Consider the following 11,535-nt stretch of genomic DNA (forward strand, 5'->3'; position numbering starts at 1 on the left):
TATGACTTGAATTCTATCAACTATTCTCCAGATCCTATGATTGATCAGTTTCTTGACGACTTATGGTCAACTAAAGGGTTAAGCGATAATACCTTAGCTTCTTATCGCACTGATTTAGCCCATTTTGAACGTTTTGTCCTTAGTCAAAAATCCTCATTGCTTGAAGCTGATGGCTTGCTGCTAAAAGATTACCTCGCCTATCGCTTTGAACAAAAGTATGCCAAAACCAGTACCGCAAGATTAATGAGTAGCCTGAGACGTTTTTATGGATTTTTAGTGATAACTAAACGAATCAGCGTTGATCCGACAGCATTAATTAAATCTCCCAAACTGGTAAGAAAACTCCCTGATGCGTTATCAGAAGCGCAAGTAGATATCTTGCTTGGTGAACCCAATACAGATGATCCTATAGAGAGCCGTGATAAAGCCATGTTAGAGCTGCTATATGCAACAGGGCTAAGGGTGACAGAGTTAGTGAGTTTAACCATGGACCAAATCAGTTTACGTCAGGGCGTGATAAGGGTGATGGGTAAGGGCGGCAAAGAAAGGTTAGTGCCATTAGGCGAGCTGGCAATTGATGAGATTGAGCAATATTTGAAAACAGCCCGGCCAGAATTACTGCACATGAAACAGTCAGATGTGTTGTTCCCATCTAAACGTGCTCAGATGATGACTCGACAAACATTTTGGCACCGAATTAAATTGTATGCCTCCAGAGCGGGCATCAGCGTACATTTGTCACCGCACACGTTAAGACATGCGTTTGCGACCCATTTATTAAACCATGGCGCAGACTTAAGAGTGGTGCAGTTGTTATTAGGACACAGTGATTTATCGACCACACAAATATATACCCATGTAGCCAAAGCAAGGTTACAACAGTTGCACCAACAGCATCATCCAAGAGGTTAATCTACTAGGTAGTTTTTGGTTACATTAAAAAGTCTATCTCATAGTTGCGTTAATCTGAGTAAATCTGTAAGTTTTGCACTTAAAATCGGGTCTAGTTATGTCACCCGTGTAATTAGGAATTATCATGAAGTTATCAAAAGCATTCATTCTTGTCGCCAGTTTACTTGTGCCCGCAATGGCGCAAGCAGCATCAAGCTCTGACAATATAGACAATGAGTTGAAACAAAAAATATCCGATATGTTAGGTGTTGAAGTCAGCACTATTCAGCCTTCACCGATTAGCGGTTTACAGCAAGTGCTAACAGACCGTGGTGTACTGTATATCACTGAAGATGGCTCTAAGCTTATTCACGGTAATGTTTATGATTTAAATAATCGCATGAAAAACTTAACCGAAGCGGCATTAGCAGGTCCTCGTATCGAGATGTTGAAGCCACTTGAAAAAGACATGTTGGTGTATAAAGCAAAAAATGAAAAGCATGTGGTAACTGTGTTTACTGACGTTGATTGTGGTTACTGTCGTAAGTTACATAATCAAATGGCAGAGTATAATGATTTAGGTATTACCGTGCGTTATTTAGCTTACCCTCGTGCCGGTATTCCGTCTGCTAATGCTGATGAAATGCAAGCTGTGTGGTGTGCAAAAGATCCATTACAAGCTATGACAGATGCTAAAGCGGGTAAGAATATTAAAGCGGCTTCCTGTGATATTGATATCGCAAAGCAGTACCGTTTAGGCATGTCTTTTGGGATTAATGGGACGCCAGCAATCATACTGGAAGATGGTAGTATGATCCCGGGTTATCAGCCTCCAGAAAATTTATTGCAGGCTATCGAATCTAAATAGTAAGCTCAATTACTTCAGCTTAAGAGCTATGCAAATGAAACGTCCCTTTATATTTGCTGCGGTTTCCTTTATATGTGAAGGCTTATCATTGGTAAGTTATTGGGGCGAAAATTTGCTTTGCTTTTAGGCAAATTAGTTTGACTAAAAGCAGGTGAACATTCGTTGTTTAAAGGATACGAGGTGAGCACTGGCTCACCTTTTTATTACTTTCTTTTCTATCAAATCATCCTCATAGGATCTAAGGTTCGTTTTGTCGCATAAAATTATTCGTCGCCCTCACGTAGATGATTCACATCTACCATCTTCATTACCACCGCTATTGAAGCAGTTGTATGCTCGACGTGGAGTGGGACAGGATGATTGTGAACTGGTACTCGCAAAATTGTTGCGTCCAGATACGATGAAAGGGTTAGACATTGCCGCCAAAATCGTTGCAGATGCAATGCAGAACCAGCATCAGATCCTAATCGTCGGGGATTTTGATGCCGATGGTGCCACCTCAACCAGTGTGTGTTTACTAGCGTTAAAAATGATGGGGGCTACGCGGGTTGATTATCTTATTCCTAACCGTTTTGATTATGGTTATGGCTTAAGTCCTGAAATTGTTGCCGTGGCTCACAGTAAACAAGCACAATTGCTTATCACCGTTGATAATGGCATTTCATCTATCGATGGTGTCAATGCGGCAAAGGCTTGTGGTATGCAAGTGGTGGTTACGGATCATCACTTACCTGGACACATTTTGCCTAATGCTGACGCGATCGTTAACCCTAATCAACCAGATTGCCAATTTGCCAGTAAATCCATTGCAGGGGTAGGGGTAGCATTTTATCTAATGACCGCCATTCGAGCTGAACTCCGCCAGCGTAATTGGTATGAATTACAAGGTATAGAACAGCCTAACTTAGCGGTGTTGTTAGATATTGTCGCCCTAGGGACAGTGGCTGACGTTGTCTCTTTAGACCCGAATAATCGCATTTTAGTACAAGCCGGACTTCAACGAGTGCGTGCAGGGCGATGCCGTCCAGGAATAACGGCGTTATTAGAAGTGGCTAAGCGTGATCCAAGTAAAATTGTGGCTGCAGATTTTGGTTTTGCCGTGGGACCTAGACTAAATGCTGCGGGGCGTCTTGATGAAATGGCATTAGGTGTCGAAACCTTATTGTGTGATGACATCATGCGCGCAAGGCGAATGGCGGCTGAATTAGACGGTTTAAATCAAGACCGACGCGATATTGAAGCCGGTATGCAACAAGAAGCATTAAAAAGTTTACAAACTATTGCGCTTGATGAAGCTACATTGCCCTGGGGATTAGCCTTGTTTCAGCCAGACTGGCATCAAGGTGTTATCGGTATTTTAGCATCAAGAATAAAAGACCGATATCATCGCCCCGTCATTGCTTTTGCCGATGCTGGTAATGGAGAAATAAAAGGTTCAGCACGGTCGATTAAAGGTCTGCACATGCGGGATGTATTAGAGAGAATTAATACTATGCATCCAGGTATGATCATCAAGTTTGGCGGCCATGCAATGGCGGCGGGATTGTCATTAAAAGCTGGTGCTTTAGATACGTTCAAACAAGTTTATGATGATGTAGTGCGTGATATTTTAGACTATGAGCAGCTTACAGGAGAGTTAATGTCAGATGGTGAGTTAGTTGCCGCTAACATGACATTAGATACAGCCTTCATGTTACGCAATGCAGGGCCTTGGGGCCAATCATTTGAAGAGCCCTTGTTCGATGGTTTTTTTAATGTAGTTCAGCAACGAATTGTGGGTGAAAAGCATCTTAAGCTTTTACTTGAAACTGAATGTGGTCAATTAATGTTAGATGGCATTGCGTTTAATGTTGATATGCAAACTTGGCCAGATGCGACCATTAAACAGGCTCGGGTGGTTTACAAGTTAGATGTGAATGAATTTAGGGGGAATCAAACGGTGCAACTGATGGTGGAGCATATCGAACCTATGTAACCTAATGGGTATTTGAGGCCCTAAGCAAAGTACTTAGATTCAGTAAATGATAAATGTGATTAACAAAAAAGCCTCGCAATGCGAGGCTTTTTTGTCAATCACTTTATTAGTCGCTTCAAGCCACCAATGTAAATATGGTGCCCGAACCCGGAATCGAACCAGGGACACGAGGATTTTCAATCCTCTGCTCTACCGACTGAGCTATTCGGGCGACGGGATGCAATTTAAGGTTTTCTGTTGTTTGAGTCAACCGATTTTTTCAAAAATAATTCATATTTGAACGCGTGTGCTGGATAAAACAACGTTTCGGCTAACAAATCGACATTTGTGAGAGTAAATATTGTCATGCTTGGGTTATAGAAATAATAAAGAGTTTATTACCACTTAGCTGAGGAGATATTTTTGGGTCTGTAAATACACCTTAATATTGCATCCTGCTTACTTTCATTTACGCTGAAGCAGATTGTTGAGTATTAGGCTTGTGCATTAGCTTTTCTATCGCTATGCATTTACATCGATAATAAAGGAATACTTGATTTACGATGTGTGTTGCTATGGCTACATTCGTTTTTGCAGCCGTGCAACAATTTACAGTAATAATCACTTCATCTGTTATTTAGCACATGGTTTACCAAGATAGCTTACTCGTAACCAGACTGCAGATTAGGTACAAAAAAGGCCTCATAAAGAGACCTTTTACAATAAAAATAACGAGTGAAGTGATTAGTTACTCACTAATTCATTATTTGGAAAGTTAGCTTTCATCACGGTTAAGGTATTGGCTCTTAACTGTTCTTGACCTAATTCTTCATAAGCTATTGCCATAATTTCAAGGGCTGACTCAGCTTCAGGAGTTCCTGGGAATTTTTCTAATACCGTTTGTGCTCGGACGGCAGCAGCACTCCAAGCATTCATTTTGATATAGTATCTTGCTACATTAATTGAATAACGCGCTAAACGGTTTTTTAGGTACTGCATACGTTGCTGAGCATCTGCCGCGTATTTGCTATTTGGATAGCTTTTTAGTAAGCGATCAAAGTCTTTAAATGCATCTTCAGCGTTTTTAGGATCACGATCTGTGCGATCAATATTCATCATATCGTGAAATAAATAACTATCTGCCTGCATATTTGTTAAACCACGCATATAATACACGTAATCAACATTGGGGTGAGTTGGGTTTAAACGTAAAAAACGGTCGATATTGGCTAAACCAGAAGCGACATCATCCATTTTGTAATAAGCAAAAATCAGATCTAATTGAGTTTGAGTTTTATGTGGGCCAAAAGGATAACGCGAATCTAGCGCTTCTAAAGTACGAACTGCTTTAGAGTAGTTTCCTAACTCCATTGATGTTCTAGCTTGTGAATAAAGTACTTCTGGAGAAGCTTTACTCGTAAACTCGTCATCTTCGGGACTGCTGCTACAAGCCGTTATGGCTACTGAAAGTAATACTAGGGCGGCGCCTTTGGCTAATTTATACATACTTGAATTCAATTCTTTTATAAGTTGTGGTTAAGAATTTTTCCATTTCACGGTAAAATAGAAAACATCCGATTGTAACAGATACTACATTCACTTTGGACCCCAAAAAAGGGGTACGGTTCCTATGACACAAGAGATTAATCTAAAAAGCGAGATAACAGCAACCCAAACAGGGCAAAGAATTGACCAAGCATTGGCGATTCTTTTTCCTGATTACTCGCGCACACGCATCAAAGAATGGATTTTATCCGGTGCAGTTACCGTAGACGGTATCATAGTCGACAAGCCTCGGGAAAAGGTTTTTGAATCTCAGCTAATTGAAATTAATGCAACGCTTGAAGAAGAAGTTCGCGCATTAGCTCAAGACATCGATTTAAATATTGTTTACGAAGATGACTACATTATCGTAATTAACAAGCCTGCGGGGTTAGTTGTTCATCCTGGTGCGGGTAATGCCGATGGCACACTTATGAACGCATTACTGCATCATTGTCCAGATATTGAACACGTACCAAGAGCGGGTATTATTCACCGTTTAGATAAAGACACGACAGGTTTAATGGTGGTAGCTAAAACCGTTGAAGCGCAAACGCATTTAGTTGCAGCGCTTCAAGCCCGTGATATTGTTCGCGAGTATGAAGCTATCGTACAAGGCACTATGACCGCAGGTGGCTCAGTTGATGAACCTATTGATCGCCATCCAACTAAACGCGTTCAAATGGCAGTGATTAACGGTGGTCGTCCTTCCGTTACCCATTACCGTGTTGCGGAAAAATTCCGTGCACATACACGTCTTCGCTTGCGTCTTGAAACTGGTCGTACTCACCAAATTCGTGTGCATATGGCGCATATTGGTCATGTATTGGTTGGTGATCCGGTTTATGGCGGTCGTCCTCGTCCACCTAAAGCGGCAAGCCCAGAGTTTTTCGAACTATTGAAAAACTTTAAACGCCAAGCACTACATGCGGTACGTTTAGAACTTGCGCATCCCATTACCTGTGAAATCATGAGCTGGCAAGCGCCTATTCCTGAAGATATGGCATTGTTAACCAAGGCGTTACGCATTGATACTGAGTTAAATCCAGTTGAGTATCTATAGGTGCTAAAACCCGATTGGCCTTTACCTAATAATGTTGCTATTGCGTTTACTGACCGTCATGGTGGTTGTAGTTTGCCACCTTTTGACAGTTTAAACCTCGGGCAACACGTAGGGGATGATCCTTTAAGGGTAAAGGCAAATCGGGATAAACTTGTTTCAGTGCTAAATTTACCTAGCGAGCCATTATGGTTAGAACAGGTGCATGGTGTTGAGGTGGTGTCGTTTTCAGACACTGATCAGATCCCTAAAAATGATCAACAAGTGCCAATTGCTGATGGGAGTTATGCTAATCAATATGGGCAAGTGTGCGCGGTAATGACTGCAGACTGCTTGCCAATTTTGTTGTGTGATAAACAAGGACAACAAGTGGCTGCGGTACATGCTGGATGGCGTGGCTTATGCGCAGGCATAATCGAACAAGCGGTTAAGCGTTTCTCTGTACCAGCATCAGAGTTAATAGCCTATCTTGGACCGACCATTGGCCCTAGTATGTTTGAAGTTGGTAGCGAAGTGAAAAGCGCATTTGTCGCGCAACAACTTACGGCATCAAACTGTTTTATTGCACAAGCAGGTGCTGATGATAAATATTTAGCTGACATTGTTGGCTTAGCAAAATTGCGTTTAGCAAGGCTTGGTGTCAGTTGCATATACAGTGTTGATCAATGCACCATGTCTAATCACGATTACTTTTCATATCGCCGAGACAAACAAACCGGCAGAATGGCCTCATTAATCTGGCTTAAATCCTAACTGTGCTTTTATTGTATAAAAAAGTTGCACTTTTTATACGAGTTAATGGTTCATACGCTTGAAATTGTCTTCTAACGCCCCCATCTTTTAGGTAACAGAATATCCATAATGGATATCCATTTTATGTATCAGATGTAGGAGGTTGTATGAGACTCGATCGTATGACTAATAAGTTTCAAATTGCCATTTCTGATGCGCAGTCATTAGCATTAGGACGGGATCATCAATTTATTGAACCTATCCATTTAATGATGGCACTGCTTAATCAAGATTCTGGTTCAATTCACCCTTTATTAACCCAAGCGGGTATTCGTGTCAGCGCGTTGCGCTCGTCATTAAGTCAAGAGCTTGAGCGTTTTCCACAAGTAGATGGCACCGGCGGTGACGTGCAATTATCGCAAGGTCTTATTCGCCTACTAAACTTATGTGACAAGTTGGCTCAAAAGCGCAAAGATAAATACATTTCATCAGAATTATTTATCCTTGCAGCCCTCGAAGGGAACGACCCTCTAGCCAAAGCATTAAAAGATGCTGGTGCATCAAAAGAGTTGATGGATAAAACCATCGAACAAGTTCGTGGTGGCCAAAAAGTAGATGATCCAAATGCTGAAGACCAACGCCAGGCATTGAAGAAATTTACGGTTGATTTAACTGAGCGAGCAGAGCAGGGAAAATTAGATCCTGTAATTGGCCGAGATGATGAAATTCGTCGCACTATTCAGGTTTTACAACGCCGGAGTAAAAACAATCCAGTGCTAATTGGCGAGCCTGGTGTTGGTAAAACGGCAATTGTGGAAGGTTTGGCCCAACGTATTGTGAATGGTGAAGTCCCTGAGGGGATCAAAAACAAGCGTGTGCTTTCTTTAGATATGGGCTCATTAATCGCGGGAGCAAAATATCGTGGTGAATTCGAAGAGCGCTTAAAAGCTGTTTTGAACGAATTATCCCAAGAAGAAGGCCAGGTTATTCTGTTTATTGATGAATTACACACTATGGTTGGTGCCGGTAAAGGCGAAGGCGCTATGGATGCGGGTAATATGTTAAAGCCTGCCTTAGCCCGTGGTGATTTACATTGCGTTGGTGCAACCACTTTAGATGAATATCGTCAGTATATTGAGAAAGATGCAGCGCTTGAGCGCCGTTTTCAAAAGGTGCTGGTGGATGAGCCTAGCGTTGAAGATACCATTGCTATTTTACGTGGTTTAAAAGAACGTTATGAACTGCATCACCACGTTGAAATTACCGACCCTGCAATTGTCGCTGCCGCCAGCATGTCGCATCGATATATTTCAGATCGAAAGTTGCCTGATAAAGCCATCGACTTAATTGATGAAGCCGCATCAAGCATCCGTATGCAAATAGATTCAAAACCTGAATCGTTAGACCGACTTGAGCGCCGTGCCATTCAATTAAAACTTGAAGAGCAAGCTCTGTCTAAAGAAACCGATGATGCTAGCCGCAAACGTTTAGACCATTTGCAGCTTGAACTTAAAGACGTAGAGTCAAAAGCATCAGAGCTAAACGAAATTTGGCACACTGAAAAAGCTGCCTTAGCAGGTACTCAACATATTAAAGCTGATTTAGAGCAAGCCAGAATGGATATGGATGTTGCTCGCCGCGCAGGCGATTTAACGCGTATGTCTGAGCTTCAATATGGTCGAATTCCAGAGCTTGAAAAACAGTTAGATTTAGCCTCACAAGCAGAAATGCAAGATATGACCTTGTTACGCAATAAAGTAACCGATGTTGAAATCGCCGAGGTATTATCCAAAGCGACAGGCATTCCTGTGTCAAAAATGCTTGAAGGTGAGCGAGAAAAACTGTTGCACATGGAGCAGGCATTACATGAGCGTGTGATCGGGCAAAATGAAGCCGTCGATGCTGTGTCAAATGCCATCCGTAGAAGCAGAGCAGGACTTGCCGATCCGCAGCGTCCTATTGGTTCGTTTTTATTCCTAGGGCCAACGGGTGTAGGTAAAACCGAGCTATGTAAATCATTAGCTAAGTTTTTGTTTGATACTGAGTCAGCATTAGTGCGTATCGATATGTCAGAGTTCATGGAGAAACATACAGTATCAAGACTTGTCGGTGCCCCTCCAGGATATGTTGGTTATGAAGAGGGCGGTTATTTAACCGAAGCCGTGCGCCGTAAGCCATACTCCGTCATCCTATTAGATGAGGTTGAGAAAGCACATCCTGATGTCTTTAATATTTTACTGCAGGTATTAGATGACGGACGCTTAACCGATGGCCAAGGTCGTACCGTAGATTTCAAAAATACAGTCATCATCATGACATCTAACTTAGGTTCAGATCGTATTCAAGAAAGCTTCGGCATGGTGAGTTATGATGAAATGAAGCAAAGTGTCATGGAAGTTGTGATGCAAAACTTCCGCCCTGAATTTTTAAACCGGGTTGATGAGTCTGTTGTCTTTCATCCTCTGGATGCAAATAACATCAAGCATATTGCCAGTATCCAAATCGAATTGCTGCGCAAGCGTTTAGCTGAGAAGGATTTCGACCTATATGTATCAGACCAAGCACTGTCGTTAATTGCAGAAGCAGGATTTGATCCCGTCTATGGCGCAAGACCGCTAAAACGAGCATTACAACAGGAAGTGGAAAATCCGTTAGCGCAAAAATTACTGCGTGGGCAGTTAATTCCTGGCCAAACGATACGAGTGGATGTTGAAGAGGGGCAGTTGGTGTTTTTGCAATAACCTTTAATTAAGGTTGAATTAAAGGGAGCTAAGGCTCCTTTTAATTTTAAACAAGTGAGTTGTTCTATAATTAACGCGACTAATTACAAAACAGTTTCACTCGTTCAGCATTTTCAGCTCGCGCAGCTTGCTTATCTTCTTCTGTCATTGCGACGTCTTCACCTGTAACAGGGTCTTTTCTGGTAAGCCTATTATAGGTATCCAGTAAGCTCATGCTGTGTTTGGCATTTTCGCAGATCGATTCAGCTTGCTTAGCATCTTTCTCTTTAATAAATTTAGCTGACTTAGCTAAATCAGATTCTGGCTCTTTTTCTGCAGTTTTGCGAACAGCCGAAGCCGTTCCAATTTTTCTGGGTTCAATATCATCACTGCTAATTTGTTTCGCATCGACACCTATCGGCGCTTGCTGGCTGTAATGCACTAAACCATCACCGTCGGTCCAGGTATAAATTGTCGTGGCCAAAGCCGATGGAAAAATAAACAGGCTTGCTACCAATAAAAGAAACGGTTTCATATAAGCATCCAAAGTATAAAGCTGGAATAAACGACTATCCTTGATGAAACAAAAATATGTTATCTTTAGGTAAAATCCAACTTATATTTATCATTAAGTCATTAGTGTATGCAAAATTCAGCAAATCAAACAACAAAAAACAAAGGTATCTACTTATTACCTAACCTATTTACCACAGCTGGCCTGTTTTCAGGCTTTTATGCGGTCATATCTTCCATGAATGGGCATTTCGAATCTGCAGCGATTGCCATCTTTGTTGCCATGATATGTGATGGCTTGGATGGTAGAGTTGCACGGATGACAAATACACAAAGTGATTTTGGTGCCGAATATGACAGCATGGCAGATATGGTGTCATTTGGAATGGCGCCAGCTATTCTTGCTTATAATTGGGCATTAAGTGATTTAGGCAAAATAGGTTGGATGGCTGCGTTTATTTACTGCGCAGCCGCAGCGCTACGACTTGCTAGATTTAATACTCAAGTAGGTTCAGCCGATAAACGCTTTTTCCAAGGGTTAGCAAGTCCAGCAGCCGCAGCCGTTATTGCAGGTAGTATTTGGAGCGGTTCAACTTATGGTGTTGATCCTACTAAAATAAGCTACTTAGCAGCATTTATTACAGCTCTTGTTGGTTTGCTGATGGTTAGTAACTTTAAATATCACTCTTTTAAAGATGTAGACTGGAAAGGTAAGGTTAACTTTTTAGTTATGATCCTAGTTGTTGCAGTATTTGCCATTATATCGGTTGAACCAGTAATTATCCTTTGTATAGGTTTCTATCTATACGCATTATCAGGTCCTTTCATTACCTTAAAAAGTGTCGATAAGATAAAGGTCGGCCATATTGTGGGAGATGATCCTTCAGATGACCCCACCGTTGATGAGAAAAAATAACCAACAAGATCACCTTAAATATCCGTCCTTAAGCAAGGATAATATGCAGCCCTTAAATATTTTAAGGTATTTAGGGTTAAAGTGACCCTCTATATAAGTCGTTTTAGTGCTGCCAATTCACTAAAAAATGCCATTATCTAAGATGAAACCATTAAAGCTGCGCGAAATAAAAGCGAATTGATGAATTCGTAATCGAACAAACCTCTTTTTTATAAAAAGTGCAAATTGCCACTTGCACAAAAATCTTAGCTCCCTATAATGCGCATCCACTGACACGGCACAGCGCGAAAGCAAAGCGCCATCCGAAGTTAATCACTTAGGAAGTCAGGTTGATTTGAA

Annotated in this window: 9 protein-coding genes and 1 tRNA gene; 7 read left to right on the plus strand and 3 right to left on the minus strand. The window is 41.5% G+C overall.

Annotated elements, in window-relative coordinates; all coding sequences use genetic code 11:
* The first annotated feature begins 36 nt into the window (after positions 1–36).
* The 3 genes from xerD to recJ all read left to right on the plus strand — a co-directional run bounded on the left by xerD (position 37) and on the right by recJ (position 3,734).
* Positions 37–912 (plus strand): site-specific tyrosine recombinase XerD, encoded by an 876-nt coding sequence (xerD, locus tag NE535_RS13270; protein ID WP_261299116.1) that lies wholly within the window; start codon positions 37–39, stop codon positions 910–912.
* A gap of 124 nt (positions 913–1,036) precedes the next feature.
* Entirely contained in the window at positions 1,037–1,759 is a 723-nt protein-coding gene (gene dsbC, locus NE535_RS13275) for a bifunctional protein-disulfide isomerase/oxidoreductase DsbC (RefSeq protein WP_261299107.1), read from the plus strand.
* A gap of 250 nt (positions 1,760–2,009) precedes the next feature.
* A complete protein-coding gene (gene recJ / locus NE535_RS13280) occupies positions 2,010–3,734 on the plus strand; it encodes a single-stranded-DNA-specific exonuclease RecJ (RefSeq protein WP_261299108.1) in 1,725 nt (574 codons plus the stop codon).
* A 135-nt stretch (positions 3,735–3,869) separates the two neighbouring features.
* On the opposite strand, the gene NE535_RS13285 is transcribed toward recJ, so the two are convergent.
* Together NE535_RS13285 and NE535_RS13290 are read right to left on the minus strand one after the other, a co-directional pair.
* Positions 3,870–3,945, minus strand: a tRNA-Phe gene (locus NE535_RS13285).
* 512 nt (positions 3,946–4,457) lie between these two features.
* On the minus strand, positions 4,458–5,219 hold the full coding sequence (locus tag NE535_RS13290; protein WP_261299109.1) for an outer membrane protein assembly factor BamD: 762 nt from the start codon (positions 5,217–5,219) through the stop codon (positions 4,458–4,460).
* Positions 5,220–5,343: 124 nt separating this feature from the next.
* Here NE535_RS13290 and rluD point away from each other — a divergent pair, with 124 nt between their 5' ends.
* From rluD to clpB, 3 genes are all read left to right on the plus strand, one after another.
* Positions 5,344–6,318 carry a 23S rRNA pseudouridine(1911/1915/1917) synthase RluD gene (rluD, locus tag NE535_RS13295; protein WP_261299110.1) on the plus strand — a complete coding sequence of 325 codons (975 nt, stop codon included), beginning with the start codon at positions 5,344–5,346 and terminating at the stop codon, positions 6,316–6,318.
* Positions 6,319–7,068 carry a peptidoglycan editing factor PgeF gene (gene pgeF, locus NE535_RS13300; RefSeq protein ID WP_261299111.1) on the plus strand — a complete coding sequence of 250 codons (750 nt, stop codon included), beginning with the start codon at positions 6,319–6,321 and terminating at the stop codon, positions 7,066–7,068.
* 146 nt (positions 7,069–7,214) lie between these two features.
* Positions 7,215–9,788 (plus strand): ATP-dependent chaperone ClpB, encoded by a 2,574-nt coding sequence (gene clpB / locus NE535_RS13305; RefSeq protein WP_261299112.1) that lies wholly within the window; start codon positions 7,215–7,217, stop codon positions 9,786–9,788.
* Positions 9,789–9,867: 79 nt separating this feature from the next.
* On the opposite strand, the gene NE535_RS13310 is transcribed toward clpB, so the two are convergent.
* Positions 9,868–10,302 (minus strand): DUF4124 domain-containing protein, encoded by a 435-nt coding sequence (locus tag NE535_RS13310; RefSeq protein WP_261299113.1) that lies wholly within the window; start codon positions 10,300–10,302, stop codon positions 9,868–9,870.
* A 108-nt stretch (positions 10,303–10,410) separates the two neighbouring features.
* On the opposite strand from NE535_RS13310, the gene pssA reads away from it, so the two are divergent.
* Entirely contained in the window at positions 10,411–11,196 is a 786-nt protein-coding gene (gene pssA, locus NE535_RS13315; RefSeq protein WP_261299114.1) for a CDP-diacylglycerol--serine O-phosphatidyltransferase, read from the plus strand.
* Positions 11,197–11,535: the final 339 nt, after the last annotated feature.

Origin of the sequence: Shewanella holmiensis (assembly GCF_025370255.1) — a bacterium.
Lineage (GTDB): Bacteria > Pseudomonadota > Gammaproteobacteria > Enterobacterales > Shewanellaceae > Shewanella > Shewanella holmiensis.